Raw genomic sequence first — 16,387 nt, forward strand, 5'->3', positions numbered from 1 at the left:
CCGCCCCCACAGGCCGTGCCCTCAGGCGCGGGCCGCCCACACGTAACGGTGTTCAGGGCGGCCCGCGTCGCCGTATTTCAGGGTCAGCAGGGCCCGTCCGGTGCGCTCCAGGAGCTTCAGATAGCGCTGGGCGGTCTGGCGGCTCACCCCGGTCCGCTCGGCGATGTCCTGCGCCGACAGCGGGCCGTCGGCGCTCATCAGCGACTGGCGCACCAGCTCCGCGGTGGTGGGGGAGTGGCCCTTGGGCAGTCCCGGCTCCGAAGCGGCCGACAGGGCGCCGAAGATGCGGTCCACCTCGGCCTGCTCGGCCTCACCCCCGCCGTCGAGCGTGCGCCGCAGCTTCGCGTACGCCTCCAGTTTGGTGCGCAGCCCGCCGAAGCCGAACGGCTTGACCAGGTACTGGAGCGCGCCGTGCCGCATCGCGGCCTGCACGGTCGCCATGTCCCGGGCCGCCGTCACCATGATCACATCGTTCTGGTGACCGCGGCGGCGCATCTCCCGGACCACCGCCAGTCCCGTCTCGTCCGGCAGGTAGTGGTCCATGAGGACCAGGTCGAGACGGGGCAGCGTCTCCAGCTGACGCAGCGCCTCGGCGGCGCTGTGCGCCTCGCCGGCGACGTGGAAGCCCGCCACCTTCTCGACATAGGCGGCGTTGACGGCCGCGACTCGCGTGTCGTCGTCCACGACCAGGACCTCGATCATCGCGACTCCTCCTCGGCGGAAGCCTCCAAAGGCGCGGTCAGGGCCGGTTCGGGCGCGCGGTCGGTGAGCGCCTCCGGCAGGACCACCGTGAACTCCGCTCCGCCGCCGTTCGCCTCGCCGACCGAGGCACTGCCGCCCTGCCGCTCCGCGAGCCTGCGCACCAGGGAGAGCCCGATGCCGCGCTTGCGGTGGGCCGGCTGCTCCTTCGTGGACCATCCGTCGGTGAAGACCAGTTCGCGTTGTTCCGCCGGGATCCCGGGCCCGGTGTCGCGCACCCTGAGGACGGCCGTATGCCCTTCGGCGCGCAACTCGATCTCCACGCGCGCGTGGAGGGTGCCCGCGACGGCGTCCAGCGCGTTGTCGACCAGGTTCCCGACGACGGTGACGAGCCCGCGGGGATCGATCAGCCGGTTCGGGAGCCAGGTCCGGTCGGACACCCACAGGGCGACCCCCCGTTCGGCCGCGACCGTCGCCTTGCCCACCAACAGGGCGGCGAGCAGCGGGTCGTGGATCTTCTCCGTGACCTGCTCCGCGGTGGTCCGGCGGTCGCCGACCACCTCGCCGACGAACTCCACGGCGTCGTCGTACATCTCAAGTTCGAGCAGCCCGAGGAGTGTGTGCATGCGGTTGGCGTGCTCGTGGTCCTGGGCGCGCAGGGCGTCGATCAGGCCGCGCGTGGAGTCGAGTTCCCGGCCCAGCTGCTCCAGTTCGGTGCGGTCGCGCAGGGTGGCCACCGCGCCGCCGTCGTCCGTGGGCATGCGGTTGGCGACGAGCACGCGCTGACCGCGGACGGTCAGCAGGTCGGTGCCCGTCACCCGGCCGCCCAGGATGTCGGCCGTCCTCCCCTCGCCGAGTGCCTCCTCGGGGGATCGGCCGACGGCCTCGTCGTCGATGCCCAGCAGGCGGTGCGCCTCGTCGTTGAGGAGGCGGACGCGGCCTGAGCGGTCCAGGGCGACGACGCCCTCCCGGATGCCGTGCAGCATCGCCTCGCGCTCCGCGAGCAGCGCCGATATGTCCGAGAAGGCCAGGTCACGTGTCTGGCGCTGGACCCGTCGCGAGATCAGCCAGGCGGCCAGTGCGCCGACGGCCAGGGCGCCGCCGGCGTAGGCGAGCAGTTCCGGGATCGCGCCGACGAACTCGGCCCGTACGCTGTCGTACTTGATCCCGACCGAGACCGCTCCGATGATCTGGCCGTGGGAGTCCCTGAGGGGCACCTTGCCGCGGGCCGAGCGGCCCAGGGTGCCCCGGTCGATCTCCATGACCTCCTTGCCGTCCAGGGCCTCGCGGGGGCTGGTGGAGACCTGGTGGCCGATCTCGTTCAGGGTGGGATGCGACCAGCGGATCCAATTCCGGTTCAGCACCACGATGTACTCGGCGTGCGTGGCTCGCCGGATCCGCTCGGCCTCCTTCTGCACGGGGCCGTTCCGCGTCGGCGAGGTGGTCTGCACGCCCTTGGCGATCTGCGGGTTCTGGGCCGTGGTCTCCGCGATGGCCAGGGCGCGGCGCATCGCCTCCTGGTCCAGCTGCTTGCTCAGCGGGGCGAGGAACAGCCCCGTCACGAGCACCGCGACCCCCGCGGCGATCACCAACTGCATCAGCAGTACCTGCGAGAACACCCGTTTGGGCAGACCGAGACGCAGCCGGCGTGCGGGGGCAGAGGGGCTCATGGCCACGACGGTACGTGGAGCGGCCGGAACTGCCGTAGAGGGTGTGGCATGTATCTCTTGATCAATGCTGAGCGCCGCAGGGTCGGAGCGTTGATCGGCGTCGATTCGCATTGATCGACGAGGGCAAACGTGTCAAACGGTCGGTGCGGCGGTCCTCAGCCGGCGAGTGCGGGGGTCCTCAGCTCATGCACCGCCACGACCTCCATGCGGGCGGGCGATCCCAGGATCGCCGTACCGCAGCTCTCCGGGCGGGGTGGGAGGGACGTGCCCTGGACCACCTCGACGGACCACCGGCGTCCGTCCACGTGCGCGACGACCACCCGCCAGCGCGGTGCGGTTCCGCTCGTCGCCGCGACCCGCAGGGCGTCCGCGCCGTACTCGTGCGCGGCCGAGCGCACAGCGAGCTCGGCCGCCTGAGCGGGCCGCTCCCAGGCGCTGCTGCCGCGGCACCCCTCCACCACGATTCGCCCCTCCCGGGCACAGCTCAGGACTTCCTTGACGGCGTGCGCCCGGGCGCGGCCGTAGGCGTAGCCGTACGGCAGCACGAGCAGCGTGGGCGAGAAGCGATGGCCACCCAGATGAGTGACCTCCCAGACGCCCTCCACACCGGAGGCGGTGAGCTCGGAGGCGAGGGGTCGGCCCAGCAGGGCACAGCAGCGGTCGCGCTTGCCGTTGGTGCAGACGAGGGCGAGCGGGTCACCCGTGTGGGGACGCGCCCCGAGCGCCGTGTCGAAGGACCGGTGCTCGCCCCTGCCGAGCGCGGCGAGGTCGAGGTCGAGCAGCGCGCGCGGATCGTCGGTCACGGCGGAGCGCAGCCACGCGTTGCCAGGGGCGGTGTGGGCCGCGTAGACCTGCCGGGCGGCGGGCGTGCCGCAGTCGGCGTGGCGGCCGGGGCGCCGGATCAGGGCGATGCGCACACCCGTGCCCTCCGAGGCCGCCTCCAGCGCGCGGCCGAGTGCCGGATCGAGATGGCTCGAGGTGAGCGCCTTGGCGCCCCAGGGGCCCGGCTGCTCCAGCAGCAGCCAGGTCCTCGCGGTGGCCGCGGTGCCCGCGATCGGCTCGTCGAGCTCCCGGGAGACGGTTGAGCACGTACTCACGGAGGTGAGCCTAACCTGAGTTGTTGCTCAGCGGCTTTTCGGCGGTCTCCGTGTCCGGTTCCGGCAGCGACCGGGGCAGGGGCTGAGGCGGCGTCGGGCCGACGTAGTGACCGCTGGGCCGCATGCGCAGGGGACGTTCGCCGTACTCCTCCAGCGCGTGGGCGATCCAGCCCGCCGTTCGTGCCACGGCGAAGATCGTCTCGCCCGCCGTGGCCGGCATGCCGCTGGACGCGGTGAACACGGCCAGGGCCAGGTCGACGTTGGCGTGCAGCGGAGTGTGGCGGGCGGTCGTGGCCACGATGTCGCGGGCCGCGGCGAGGGCGGGTGCGGCGTGGGGGAGCTCCTCCAGGAGCTCGAACAGCACACGCGCGCGCGGGTCTTCGCCCGGGTAGAGCCGGTGGCCGAGTCCTGGGATGCGGCGGCCCGCGCGCAGCTCGTCCGCGATCACCGGGGCCGCGTCGCCCTCGTCGAGCACGTCCAGCAGCAGGCGGTGGGCGAGCCCGCTGGCCGCCCCGTGGAGCGGCCCTTCGAGCACGCCGAGTCCGGCGGAGACGGCGGCGTAGGCGTGCGCCCGGGCCGAGGCGGCGACGCGCACCGCGAGGGTCGAGGCGGCGAGGTCGTGGTCGACGAGGAGGGCGAGCGCGGTGTCGAGCACGCGCAGCGAGGCCGCGTCGGCCTCCTTTCCGCTCAGGCATGTCCACAGGCGGCGGGCCAGCGGACCCTCGTCGAGGCGGCGGCGCCGGGACGCCGGGGGCAGGGCGGCGACCAGGGTGGGGATGAGGGTGCGCGCCGTGCCGAGTACGGCTTCCTCGGAGAGGTCGAAGCGCAGGGGGTCGGCGACCGCGGCGGCGATCGCCGCGACCCGCAACCGGTCGGTGGGGCCCGTGTGTTCGGGCAGTGCGTCGACGGCCCGGCGGGCCACGGTGACGGACGCCTCCGGTGCGGCGAACGTGCGGCCGGGGCGCAGGCGGCCGGTCCACAGCCACTCGGCGACCTCTTCGTAGGTGTGGTGCGTGGCCAGCTCGGTGGCGTCGACGCCTCGGAAGTAGTACGCGTTCGGCTCGATGAGGGTGATCCGGGTCCGGACGGACAGTTCGCCTCCCGAGGGTGAACTGCCGCTGCTCTCACGTCTGTTGCGCTTCGCGAGCCTCTCCACCTCCTCGGCGTCGAAGGTGCTGCCCCGGCCGCCGGGAACCCTGCGGCTGCTGAGCTGGCCGCGGCTCACGTACGCGTACACGGTCTCGGGCTTCACGCCCAGCAGTTCGGCGGCTTCCTTGGTGGTCAGCCGCCGTTCGGCGTGACCGGGGGAGGGCTCTGGATCGCGCATGGGGGTCACCGTATCGGCATGACGATGAGTGGATCGGTTCTGTTGACGAGATTGATTCAATCAATATTGACAGAGAAATAGTCAAGCATGGACAGTCGAATCAAGTCCAGGGAGGAATCATGTCCGTCAACAGGTCAGAAGCCATCACGATCGACGTGCCGCGCGGGCTCGCCGGTGTCGTCGTCACCGACACCGAGGTCGGGGACGTCAGGGGACTTGAGGGCTTCTACCACTACCGGCAGTACTCGGCCGTCGAGCTCGCGCAGACCCGCTGTTTCGAGGACGTCTGGCATCTCCTGGTCCACGGCGAACTGCCGGACGCGGGGCGGCGCGCGGGGTTCGTCGCAGAGACGGCGGCTCTGCGGAGGCTGCCGGACGAGGTGGGGGCGGCACTGCCGGCGATCGCGGCGGCGAGTGCCGGGGCCGGGCCGCTGGCGGGGATGCGGACGGCGCTGTCGCTGCTCGGTGCGGCGCGGGGGTTCCGGCCGGTGTACGACATCGACGCGGGTGCGCGGCGCGGGGACACGCTGGTGGCGGCCGCGGCCGTACCGACGTTGCTCACGGCGCTGTACCGGCTGGGGCGCGGGCTCGATCCGGTGGAGCCGCGTGAGGATCTGTCCTTCGCGGCCAACTACCTCTACATGCTGACCGGTTCGGAGCCGGATGCCGCGCGGGCGCGGGCGATCGAGCAGTACTTGATCTCAACCATTGATCACGGCTTCAATGCGTCAACCTTCACGGCGCGGGTGATCGCGTCGACGGGGGCGGATGTGGCCGCGTGTCTGGTGGGGGCCGTGGGGGCGCTGTCCGGGCCGTTGCACGGTGGTGCGCCCAGCCGTGCGCTGGACACGCTGGACGCGATCGGTGCGCCGGACCGCATCGACGCCTGGATCCGCGAACGCGTTCTCGCCGGTGACCGCATCATGGGCTTCGGCCACGCCGTCTACCTCACCGAGGACCCGCGCTCCCGCATGCTCCGTGAGGTGGCGCAGCGCTTCGGGGGTCCGCGGGTGGACTTCGCCGTGGAGGTCGAACGCCATGTGGAGGCGATCCTGGCCGAGCTGAAGCCGGGCCGGGAACTCCACACGAACGTCGAGTTCTACGCGGGCGTGGTCATGGAACTCTGCGGTCTGCCCCGCGAGATGTTCACCCCGACCTTCGCCGCGGCGCGGGTGGTGGGCTGGAGCGCGAACATCCAGGAACAGGCGGAGGACCGGAAGATCATCCGACCGGTGGCCCGATATGTGGGGCCGGGGGCGCCGGTGGCGGTGCCGGTAGCGAGCTGAGACGCACGTGTGGCCCGGTGCTTCTGGCGCCGGGCCGACGATGACAGACGAGCAGTGACGGGGTTGGGCTGCTCGGGACGAGCCTTACTGCTCCTTCATGGGCGCAGCGGGGCGGGTGATGGGGCGGAGAACGAAGGGGTGACTCGTTCCCTAAGCGGATGTCAGGCGTCGGGGATGTCAGTTTTGGCGCGAACCAGAGTTTCTCGGCTCACGATGACGATCCGCTCGTAGTCTGCGCGAGCTGCGTCGGAAGGGAGCAGCTGGTCGAGCTCTGCGGTGGCTTCAGTTCCGATGACCGCGAAGTTGCCATCACTGAGTTCGAAGATGTCCGGGCAGGTCTCGCCGGACATGCTGCCGCGCTCGCGTGGAGAGGCGCCGATACGGCGCACGATTTTCAAGGGGATCCGGTCCTCATGCGTCGGTTGTGACTCAAGAGAACGGACAATAGCGCAGACCCTATCACTCAGATGGCAGAAGGCTTAGGCCAACTGGACTTGTGAGGTAGCTTGTTGCCCTTTGTTTGCGGTCTTCTCAGTCGGTAGGAGGTTCACCCACTACCCACCATTCGTCCGTGTCGCTCTCGTCCAGATCGTGGATCAGGGCGTCCACCATCCTGCCCATGCGTCCTTCCTCCGAGTCGTCCTGCAGACTGGCCCGATGGTGGCGTGTCGCTTCCCAGTACGCACGAAAGACGTGGTTCCGGACCAGTACGCGCAGGTGCCCCCTCATCTCTTCCAGGCTCGCAACGCCGATGCGATAGCCGAAGAGGGCGTTGGCGTAAAGCGCGTTCGCGAAGAGGTACTGCCGCCGTTGTGCAGGCGACTCCGTCTCGACGGTGCCCATCACGGCCGCCAGTTGAGGATCGTCCATGGCCTTGTCGAGCAGCCGGAGTTGCAGGCGTTGGTAATCGGCGAGCCGTGCCCGATGCGCTTCCATCTGCTCAGAGGGGCTCGTCCGTGAGAGTGGGGCTTCGTACCAGCGTTGGTAGACGGCGAGGACGGTGAGGGCTCCAGCGGCGAAGGCGGCTCCCGCTGCTGCGGCGATACCCAGTCCCCGCGGACCCATGTTCTGTGTGGCCATGTCAACCCCCGAATCAGGCGGCCGTCCGCCGGTCGTCGGGGTGCGGGTCGACTGTGGGGGACCGGCGAGCGGTGGGCGGCGCTTGCCGTCTCCCAGGATGCCGAGCGGCTCTGATCGGCAGGGAGGCGGAGAGGCGGCGCACGGAGGGAAGCGAGGGTCGCACACTCCGGCGCCTTGCCCAACGTCTGCCCCGTAAGCGCTGCTAACAATCGTTCACTCAGGAGTGATTGTTCCGGCTCGTATCCTGGTCCGGCATTCATCTGTCGGACGCGCGCCGCAGCCGCGATCCGGCGCACAAGGAAGCGTGGAAGAGGTCGCACGTTGAGTCAGCCGAGTCGCACCAGTCGGCAGATCCCGGTCGTCGTACTCGCCGGATTCCTGGGTTCCGGCAAGACCACTCTCCTCAACCACCTCCTGCACCGCAGCGGTGGCAGTCGTATCGGCGCCGTCGTCAACGACTTCGGGGCCATCGAGATCGACGCCATGGCCGTCGCCGGCGCGCTCGGGGACTCCACCGTCTCCCTCGGCAACGGATGCCTGTGCTGCGCCGTCGACGCCAGTGAGCTCGACGACTACCTCGAGCGGCTCGTCCGCCCCTCCGCCGGCATCGACGTCATCGTCATCGAGGCCAGCGGACTCGCCGAACCGCAGGAACTCGTGCGCATGGTGCTCGCCAGCGAGCTCCGGGGGATCGTCTACGGCGGGCTCGTCGAGGTCGTCGACGCCGCCGAGTTCGACGACACCCGCGCCCGGCATCCCGAGGTGGACCGGCATCTCGCCCTCGCCGATCTCGTCGTCGTCAACAAGCTCGACCGCGCGCCGGACGCCGAGCGCGTCCTCGGGCTCGTCCGGTCCCTCGTCGACCGTGCCGCCGTCGTCCCGGCCTTCTACGGCCGTATCGACCCCGAGTTCCTCTTCGACTGCCGGCCCGGCGAGGAGCGCATCGGGCAGCTGTCCTTCGACGACCTGCACGTACGGGACGGCGGGGAATCCCACGAGCACGCGCAGCACCTGCACGCCGCCTACGACACCGTCTCCTTCACCTCCGAAGTGCCCATGGAGCCGCGCCGGTTGATGGAGTTCCTCGACAGCCGGCCGGAGGGGCTCTACCGGATCAAGGGGTACGTCGACTTCGGGGCGTACGACGTCCGCAACCGTTACGCCGTGCACGCCGTGGGGCCCTTCCTGCGGTTCCATCCCGAGCCCTGGCCGGGCAACGCCAACGGCTTCGGCGGCGCCGACCGCGCCCGCCTCACCCAGCTCGTCCTCATCGGCTCCGGCATCGACGCGCACGCCCTCGCCAAGGGGCTCGACGCGTGCAAGAGCGACGCCCCGCACACCGCCGAAGAGGCCGGTATGTGGGGCGTCCTGCGCTTCGTACAAGATCCGGACGCCCGGGAACAGGAACCCGGCCTCCCGGACGATCCGCACCGCGCGGAGCCTCCGCTCTAGACCGGCCCCGCCACCACCGACACCGTCCTCGCCAGCGACACCCCGGAGCCGTCGCGCCGCGGGTCGATGTCCGGGAGGTCGGCCGGTGCGCCGTTCTTCTGGGCCGCCTTGGCCGGGACGGCGCCCGCCCAGGCCAGGGAGAGGCAGTCCTCGCCCTTGAGGAAGCGCTGGCAGCGGACGCCGCCGGTGGCGCGGCCCTTGCGCGGGTACTGGTCGAACGGGGTCAGCTTGGCCGTCGTCTGGACCGAGTCGTCGAGCGTGCCGCGCGAGCCCGCGACCGTGAAGACCACCGCGTCCGCCGCCGGGTCCACCGCCGTGAAGGAGATGACCTTGGCGCCGTCCGTCAGCTTGATGCCCGCCATGCCGCCCGCGGGACGGCCCTGGGGACGGACCTGCGAGGCCTGATAGCGCAGCAGCTGGGCGTCGTCGGTGATGAAGACCAGGTCCTCCTCGCCCGTGCGCAGCTCGATCGCGCCGACGATCCGGTCGCCCTCCTTGAGCGTGATGACCTCCAACTCCTCCTTGTTGGTGGGGTAGTCGGGGACCACGCGCTTGACCACGCCCTGCTCCGTGCCGAGGGCGAGACCGGGGGAGGACTCGTCGAGCGTGATCAGGCAGACCACCGTCTCGGCGCCGTCCAGCGGGACGAACTCCGTGAGCGGCGCTCCGCCCGAGAGGTTCGGCGCCGACGCCGTCTCTGGGAGCTGCGGCAGGTCGACGACGTTGATCCGCAGCAGGCGGCCGAGCGAGGTCACGGCGCCGATCTCGCCGCGCGCGGTCGCCGGGACCGCCGAGACGATCACGTCGTGCTTGACGCGCTTGCCGGCCTTGTCCTCGGGGAAGGGCTCGCCGTTCGCCGTACGGGCCAGCAGGCCGGTGGAGGAGAGCAGCACCCGGCAGGGGTCGTCCGCGACCTGGAGCGGCACCACGGCCGCCGGGGCGCCGGAGGACTCCAGCAGGATGGTGCGCCGGTCGGTGCCGAACTTCTTCGCCACCTGGGCCAGTTCCGCGGAGACCAGCTTGCGCAGCTCCGCGTCCGAATCGAGGATCCGGGTCAGCTCCGCGATCTCCGTGTTGAGCCGGTCCTTCTCGGACTCCAGCTCGATACGGTCGTACCTGGTGAGGCGGCGCAGCGGCGTGTCGAGGATGTACTGGGTCTGCACGTCCGACAGGGAGAAGCGCTCCATCAGGCGCTCCTTGGCCTGCGCGCTGTTCTCGCTGGAGCGGATCAGGCGGATGACCTCGTCGATGTCGACGAGCGCCGTCAGCAGGCCCTCCACCAGGTGCAGGCGGTCGCGCCGCTTGCTGCGGCGGAACTCGCTGCGGCGGCGCACGACCTCGAAGCGGTGGTCGAGGTAGACCTCCAGGAGCTCCTTGAGGCCCAGCGTGAGCGGCTGACCGTCCACCAGCGCGACGTTGTTGATGCCGAAGGACTCCTCCATCGGCGTCAGCTTGTACAGCTGCTCCAGGACGGCCTCCGGCACGAAGCCGTTCTTGATCTCGATGACCAGGCGCAGGCCGTGCTCGCGGTCGGTGAGGTCCTTGACGTCGGCGATGCCCTGGATCTTCTTCGAACCGACCAGGTCCTTGATCTTGGCGATCACCTTCTCCGGGCCGACCGTGAAGGGCAGCTCGGTGACGACCAGGCCCTTGCGCCGGGCGGTGACGGTCTCGACGTCGACGGTGGCGCGGATCTTGAAGGTGCCGCGACCGGTCTCGTACGCGTCCCGGATGCCGGCGAGGCCGACGATGCGGCCGCCGGTGGGCAGGTCGGGGCCCGGGACGTGCTTCATCAGCGTGTCCAGGTCCGCGTTGGGGTGGCGGATCAGATGGCGGGCGGCGGAGACGACCTCGGAGAGATTGTGCGGCGGCATGTTCGTCGCCATGCCGACCGCGATGCCCGACGCGCCGTTGACCAGCAGGTTCGGGAAGGCCGCGGGCAGGGCGACGGGCTCCCGCTCCTGGCCGTCGTAGTTGGGCGCGAAGTCGACCGTGTCCTCGTCGATCGACTCGGTCATCAGGCTCGTCGCGGCGGCCTGGCGGCACTCCGTGTACCGCATGGCGGCCGGCGGGTCGTCGTTGCCCAGCGAACCGAAGTTGCCGTGGCCGTCGACGAGCGGCACGCGCATGGAGAAGGGCTGGGCCATGCGCACGAGGGCGTCGTAGATCGACGCGTCCCCGTGCGGGTGCAGCTTGCCCATGACCTCGCCGACGACGCGGGCGCACTTCACATAACCGCGGTCGGGGCGCAGCCCCATCTCGTTCATCTGGTACACGATGCGGCGGTGCACCGGCTTGAGGCCGTCGCGGGCGTCGGGCAGGGCTCGCGAGTAGATGACCGAGTACGCGTACTCGAGGAAGGAGCCCTGCATTTCGTCGACGACGTCGATGTCGAGGATCTTCTCCTCGTACGCGTCGTCGGGCGGCGGGGTCTTCGTGCTGCGGCGGGCCATCGCTGCCGGCTCCTCTTTTCTGGTCGCTCGCCTACGGGTCGCGCCCCTTCGGCTCACTCTTGCCTGAAGCGTGAACGGGATCTGACGCGGACCATTGTGGACCGCGGCACTGACAACGCGGGCCAGGACCCGGTGCGGGCGGCCCGGCCCGGCGCTCGGGGATCACCCTCGCCGCGGCTGCCCGCAGGTTACGCGATCCGCTGTGGGCGTACGTCGTCCGGGAACTTCGCCCACGTTCCGCACGCTTGCATACAGTGGCAGGAACGGCAGGAAAACCGCGGTTCGAACCACCGCCTCGGCGATCGAAGGGACGTACATGACCATGGGTCACACGGCCACAGACCAGGCAGGCTCCGGGGGCCTGACAGCGACGGAGCACCGCCTGGCCAACGGCCTGCGCGTGGTGCTCTCCGAGGACCACCTGACCCCGGTCGCGGCGGTGTGCCTCTGGTACGACGTCGGTTCCCGGCACGAAGTCAAGGGGCGTACCGGCCTGGCTCACCTTTTCGAGCACCTGATGTTCCAGGGCTCGGGACAGGTCAAGGGCAACGGCCACTTCGAGCTGGTGCAGGGCGCGGGCGGTTCGCTCAACGGCACCACCAGCTTCGAGCGCACCAACTACTTCGAGACCATGCCCGCCCACCAGCTGGAGCTCGCCCTCTGGCTGGAGGCCGACCGTATGGGCTCCCTGCTCGCCGCCCTGGACGAGGAGTCCATGGAGAACCAGCGGGACGTCGTCAAGAACGAACGCCGGCAGCGCTACGACAACGTGCCCTACGGCACCGCGTTCGAGAAGCTCACCGCGCTCACCTACCCCGAGGGCCACCCCTACCACCACACCCCCATCGGTTCGATGGCCGACCTGGACGCGGCGACGCTCGAGGACGCGCGCGCGTTCTTCCGCACGTACTACGCGCCGGGCAACGCGGTCCTGTCGATCGTCGGCGACATCGACCCGGGGCAGACGCTCGCCTGGGTCGAGAAGTACTTCGGGTCCATCGCCGCGCACGACGGCAAGCCCGCGCCCCGGGACGGCTCGCTGCCCGACGTCATCGGCGAGCAGCTGCGCGAGATCGTCGAGGAGGAGGTTCCGGCACGCGCCCTGATGGCCGCCTACCGGCTGCCGCACGACGGCACGCGCGCGTGCGACGCGGCGGACCTCGCGCTCACCGTCCTCGGCGGCGGCGAGTCCTCCCGTCTCTACAACCGGCTGGTACGGCGCGACCGTACGGCCGTCGCGGCCGGCTTCGGCCTGCTGCGCCTCGCGGGAGCCCCCTCACTGGGCTGGCTGGACGTGAAGACCTCCGGTGACGTCGAGGTGCCGGTCATCGAGACCGCCATCGACGAGGAGCTCGCCCGGTTCGCCGAGGAGGGCCCGACGGCCGAGGAGATGGAGCGCGCCCAGGCGCAGCTGGAGCGCGAGTGGCTGGACCGGCTCGGCACGGTCGCGGGCCGCGCGGACGAACTGTGCCGGTACGCCGTCCTGTTCGGCGACCCGCAGCTCGCGCTCACCGCCGTGCGGCGCGTCCTGGAGGTGACGGCCGAGGAGGTCCAGGAGGTCGCCAAGGCCCGCCTGCGCCCCGACAACCGCGCGGTGCTCGTCTACGAGCCCGTCTCGGCGGAGGCCGCCGAGGACGCGAATCCCCCGGAAGACCCTGAGGCCGAGGCCACGGTCGAAGCCGGCGACGACAACGAGGAGGCGGCCAAGTGACCGAGCTCGCCACGATGGATTTCCACCCGCAGCCCCAGGCGGGCGAGGCCAGGCCCTGGGCGTTCCCGGCACCGGAGCGCGGCGCGCTCGGCAACGGCATGACCGTCCTGCGCTGCCACCGCCCCGGCCAGCAGGTCGTCGCCGTGGAGGTCTCCCTGGACGCGCCCCTGGAGGCCGAGCCGGCCGCCGTCGAGGGCGTCGCCACGATCATGGCGCGGGCCTTCTCGGAGGGCACCGACAAGCACTCCGCCGAGGAGTTCGCCGCCGAGCTGGAGCGCTGCGGCGCCACCCTCGACGCGCACGCCGACCACCCGGGCGTGCGCCTGAGCCTGGAGGTCCCGGCCTCCCGTCTGGCCAAGGCGCTCGGCCTGATGTCCGACGCCCTCAGGGCGCCCGCGTTCGCCGACAGCGAGGTGGAGCGGCTGGTCCGCAACCGCCTGGACGAGATCCCGCACGAGCTGGCCAACCCCTCCCGCCGGGCGGCCAAGGAGCTCTCCAAGCAGCTGTTCCCGGCGGCCTCGCGCATGTCGCGCCCGCGCCAGGGCACCGAGGAGACGGTCGAGAAGATCGACGCCGCGGCCGTACGCGCCTTCTACGACCGTCACGTCCGGCCCGCCACCGCCACCGCGGTGGTCGTCGGCGACCTCACCGGCATCGACCTGGACGCGCTGCTCGGCGACACCCTGGGCGCCTGGACGGGCTCCTCGGCCGAGCCGCGCCCGGTGCCGCCGGTGACCGCCGACGACACCGGGCGCGTGGTCATCGTGGACCGCCCCGGCGCCGTCCAGACGCAGCTGCTCATCGGCCGCGTCGGCGCCGACCGGCACGACCGCGTCTGGCCCGCGCAGGTGCTCGGCACGTACTGCCTGGGCGGCACCCTCACCTCCCGTCTGGACCGCGTCCTGCGCGAGGAGAAGGGCTACACCTACGGTGTGCGCGCCTTCGGCCAGGTCCTCAGGTCCGCCCCGGACGGCACGGGTGCGGCGATGCTCGCCATCAGCGGCTCCGTCGACACGCCCAACACCGGCCCGGCACTGCAGGATCTGTGGACGGTGCTGCGCACGCTGGCCGAGGGCGGCCTGACGGACGCCGAGCGCGACGTCGCCGTGCAGAACCTCGTCGGGGTGGCGCCGCTGAAGTACGAGACCGCGGCGGCCGTGGCGAGCACGCTGGCCGACCAGGTCGAGCAGCACCTGCCCGACGACTACCAGGCGACGCTCTATCAGCAGCTCGCCGCCACCGGCACCGTGGAGGCCACCGCGGCCGCCGTGAGCGCCTTCCCGGTGGACCGCCTGGTCACGGTCCTCGTCGGTGACGCGAGCCAGATCAAGGAGCCGGTCGCGGCTCTGGGCATCGGCGAAGTCACCGTGGTGTCCGCCGAGTAGCGAGTACGGGGCACGCACGCGTGAGGGCCCTGGTGACGGATGTGTCACCAGGGCCCTCGTATGTCCGAATTGGGGGAGAGTTGCCCGTCTGCCCTGTGGGATGCGCTACAAAAGCCGGGATCCGTTTGGGGATTGAAGACGGCTCTGCCTAGCGTCTTCCGGGCTGTTCGTCAGGCAGTGCGCCGCGCCCGCGGCACCGGACAGCCATCGCCGAGTCCCCGTACGGCGCGAGCCAGGGGAGCCGGGGACCCACCCTTCCGTCGCCGCCGTCGCGGCCGGCGGGATCCGAGTCCTTGGGGTGAATCGGACGCCCGCGCACCGGCGAGGGGGTCCGTAGGAGACCTTCCTGCTCCGAACCCGTCAGCTAACCCGGTAGGCGAGAGGGAAGGAAAGGACCAGCCAGTTCATGGCGTTCAACTGCGCCACCGGGAAGCACCGTCGTCCCAGCATGATCAAGCGCGGCACCGTCAGGGCCGCCGGGGTCGCGGCCCTCGCCACGACCGGCGTCGTCGGCACTCTCGCCGCCCCCTCGTTCGCCGCCGGGAACTCCGTCGACCACTCCTTCGAGCAGACCGGGCTCAACCCCGTCATCACCATCGGCAACGCGATCGCCGACCAGATCGACGCCCAGGCCGAGGCCCAGAAGCACGCCGCCGAGGAGGCCGCCCGCAAGAAGGCCGCCGAGGAGGCCGCGCGCCTGAAGGCCGCCGCGAAGGCCAAGGCGGAGCGTGCGGCCGAGGAACGCGCGGCCCGTGCGGCCGAGCGCAGGCGCCTGAACCGCTTCGTCGCCCCGGTGTCGCACTCGTACGTGTCGACGGGCTACAAGACCGGTGGCTCCCTGTGGTCCTCCGGCAGCCACACGGGCATCGACTTCCACGCGGCGAGCGGCACGGTCGTGCACGCCGTCGGCGCCGGCACCGTCGTCCGGACCGGCTGGGGCGGCGCCTACGGCAACGAGATCGTCATCAGGATGCACGACGGCACGTACACCCAGTACGGCCACCTGTCGTCCATCGGTGTCTCGGCCGGCCAGACGGTCACCCCGGGGCAGCACATAGGCCTGTCCGGCTCGACCGGCAACACCACCGGGCCGCACCTGCACTTCGAGGCCCGCACGACGCCCGAGTACGGCTCGGACATCGACCCCGTCGCCTACCTGCGCTCGCACGGCGTCGGCGTCTGACGAACCTCCGCGCGACCTCCCCCGGCCCCGGCCTCCCGGCCGGGGCCTTTCGGTTTCGCCGGCCCCGGTGTCCAAAAAATATCCATGGATTCCGGCCCGCCGTCGGAAATTCCGGCCCCGTGCAATAGAGTCACCGGAACACACGTCAATCATTGGCGTTTCACGGGGATTAAGTCGGAGGTCGGTCATGCGTATTCCGGCGCACTCGGTGTGCACAGCGATCCGGGACGACATCGTCGCGGGTGTCTACGAGCGCGGCAGCCGGCTCACCGAGGAACTCCTCGCCCGCCGCTACGGTGTCTCGCGCGTCCCCGTGCGCGAGGCGCTGCGCACCCTGGAGGCGGAGGGCTTCGTGGTGACCCGGCGGCACGCGGGCGCCTGCGTGGCGGAACCGAACGAGCAGGAGGCCGCCGACCTGCTGGAGATGCGTGTGCTCCTGGAGCCGCTCGCCGCCTCCCGGGCCGCCCAGCGGCGCACCGAGGCCCACCTCAAGGTCCTGCGCGGCCTGGTCCGGCTGGGGCAGGAGCGGGCCAGGCGGGGCACCAGTGAGGATCTGCGCTCCCTGGAGGGCTGGTTCCACGAGACTCTCGCCCAGGCGTCCGGCAGTCCGGCCCTGACCTCGATGCTGACCCAGCTGCGGCACAAGATCGCCTGGATGTACACCGAGGAGGCGCCCGCCAGCCCCGTGGAGTCCTGGGCGGAGCACGGCGCGATCGTCGACGCCGTGGCCCGCGGCGACGGCGAGCGCGCGCGGGCGATCACGACCCTGCACACCGAGCGCTCCAGTGCGGCGCACCGGCTGCGGTTCGCTCCCGGCGGCGATCGCGCCGACCCTGTGAGGACCTCGCAACATGCCGTAAACGTGACGGGCCCGCGCCATTAACATGCGCGCCGTATACAAAGGGGGTGGAATTGGCCGGGGGGTTATTTCTGCTGCCCTGGCTGAGAATTCCACCGGCGTTGATCGGAATTTCTGTCGGGCCGCCGGGGGGAAATGTGAAGGGCTCGTCCGATAATTCGGACGAGCCCTTCCGCGGTGCCGGG

13 protein-coding genes and 1 riboswitch are annotated in these 16,387 nt (G+C 71.0%); of the genes, 6 read left to right on the forward strand and 7 right to left on the reverse strand.

All coding sequences use genetic code 11. From position 1 onward, the window contains the following. Positions 1-21 precede the first annotated feature (21 nt). The 4 genes from ACIRPX_RS23730 to ACIRPX_RS23745 all read right to left on the reverse strand — a co-directional run bounded on the left by ACIRPX_RS23730 (position 22) and on the right by ACIRPX_RS23745 (position 4,793). Positions 22-702, reverse strand: coding sequence for a response regulator (locus tag ACIRPX_RS23730; RefSeq protein WP_404197939.1), 681 nt, complete (start codon positions 700-702; stop codon positions 22-24). Next, entirely contained in the window at positions 699-2,369 is a 1,671-nt protein-coding gene (locus tag ACIRPX_RS23735) for an ATP-binding protein (protein WP_404197942.1), read from the reverse strand. The genes ACIRPX_RS23730 and ACIRPX_RS23735 overlap by 4 nt, the downstream gene beginning before the upstream one ends. A 155-nt stretch (positions 2,370-2,524) precedes the next feature. Next, positions 2,525-3,466, reverse strand: coding sequence for a sucrase ferredoxin (locus ACIRPX_RS23740; protein ID WP_404197944.1), 942 nt, complete (start codon positions 3,464-3,466; stop codon positions 2,525-2,527). 10 nt (positions 3,467-3,476) lie between these two features. Further along, positions 3,477-4,793 carry a citrate synthase gene (locus ACIRPX_RS23745; protein WP_404197947.1) on the reverse strand — a complete coding sequence of 439 codons (1,317 nt, stop codon included), beginning with the start codon at positions 4,791-4,793 and terminating at the stop codon, positions 3,477-3,479. Positions 4,794-4,912: 119 nt separating this feature from the next. Between ACIRPX_RS23745 and ACIRPX_RS23750 the strand changes: the two genes are divergently transcribed. Then, the gene (locus tag ACIRPX_RS23750) at positions 4,913-6,079 is read left to right on the forward strand and encodes a citrate synthase/methylcitrate synthase (RefSeq protein WP_404197949.1); all 1,167 of its coding nucleotides are present in this window, start codon (positions 4,913-4,915) and stop codon (positions 6,077-6,079) included. Between the two features lie 161 nt (positions 6,080-6,240). Here ACIRPX_RS23750 and ACIRPX_RS23755 read toward each other — a convergent pair whose 3' ends face one another. Both ACIRPX_RS23755 and ACIRPX_RS23760 read right to left on the reverse strand, forming a co-directional pair. Beyond that, a complete protein-coding gene (locus ACIRPX_RS23755) occupies positions 6,241-6,477 on the reverse strand; it encodes a hypothetical protein (protein WP_404197951.1) in 237 nt (78 codons plus the stop codon). A gap of 133 nt (positions 6,478-6,610) precedes the next feature. Beyond that, a complete protein-coding gene (locus ACIRPX_RS23760) occupies positions 6,611-7,159 on the reverse strand; it encodes a DUF6082 family protein (protein ID WP_404197954.1) in 549 nt (182 codons plus the stop codon). A gap of 321 nt (positions 7,160-7,480) precedes the next feature. On the opposite strand from ACIRPX_RS23760, the gene ACIRPX_RS23765 reads away from it, so the two are divergent. Next, entirely contained in the window at positions 7,481-8,611 is a 1,131-nt protein-coding gene (locus ACIRPX_RS23765; RefSeq protein WP_404197956.1) for a CobW family GTP-binding protein, read from the forward strand. On the opposite strand, the gene ACIRPX_RS23770 is transcribed toward ACIRPX_RS23765, so the two are convergent. Beyond that, positions 8,608-11,064 carry a DNA topoisomerase (ATP-hydrolyzing) subunit A gene (locus ACIRPX_RS23770; RefSeq protein ID WP_404197958.1) on the reverse strand — a complete coding sequence of 819 codons (2,457 nt, stop codon included), beginning with the start codon at positions 11,062-11,064 and terminating at the stop codon, positions 8,608-8,610. The two genes, ACIRPX_RS23765 and ACIRPX_RS23770, sit on opposite strands and share 4 nt — an antisense overlap. A 316-nt stretch (positions 11,065-11,380) precedes the next feature. Here ACIRPX_RS23770 and ACIRPX_RS23775 point away from each other — a divergent pair, with 316 nt between their 5' ends. From ACIRPX_RS23775 to ACIRPX_RS23790, 4 genes are all read left to right on the forward strand, one after another. Continuing rightward, the gene (locus ACIRPX_RS23775) at positions 11,381-12,775 is read left to right on the forward strand and encodes a M16 family metallopeptidase (RefSeq protein WP_404197960.1); all 1,395 of its coding nucleotides are present in this window, start codon (positions 11,381-11,383) and stop codon (positions 12,773-12,775) included. After that, positions 12,772-14,160, forward strand: coding sequence for a M16 family metallopeptidase (locus ACIRPX_RS23780; protein ID WP_404197963.1), 1,389 nt, complete (start codon positions 12,772-12,774; stop codon positions 14,158-14,160). Before ACIRPX_RS23775 ends, ACIRPX_RS23780 begins: the two co-directional genes overlap by 4 nt. Positions 14,161-14,358: 198 nt before the next feature. Further along, a riboswitch (cyclic di-AMP (ydaO/yuaA leader) is annotated at positions 14,359-14,554 on the forward strand. Positions 14,555-14,566: 12 nt separating this feature from the next. Beyond that, positions 14,567-15,343, forward strand: a complete 777-nt coding sequence (locus tag ACIRPX_RS23785; protein ID WP_404197966.1) for a M23 family metallopeptidase — start codon at positions 14,567-14,569, stop codon at positions 15,341-15,343. 187 nt (positions 15,344-15,530) lie between these two features. Continuing rightward, the gene (locus ACIRPX_RS23790) at positions 15,531-16,226 is read left to right on the forward strand and encodes a GntR family transcriptional regulator (RefSeq protein WP_404197969.1); all 696 of its coding nucleotides are present in this window, start codon (positions 15,531-15,533) and stop codon (positions 16,224-16,226) included. Positions 16,227-16,387: the final 161 nt, after the last annotated feature.

The organism is Streptomyces sp. NPDC101225, from assembly GCF_044767585.1.
Taxonomy (GTDB): Bacteria; Actinomycetota; Actinomycetes; order Streptomycetales; family Streptomycetaceae; genus Streptomyces.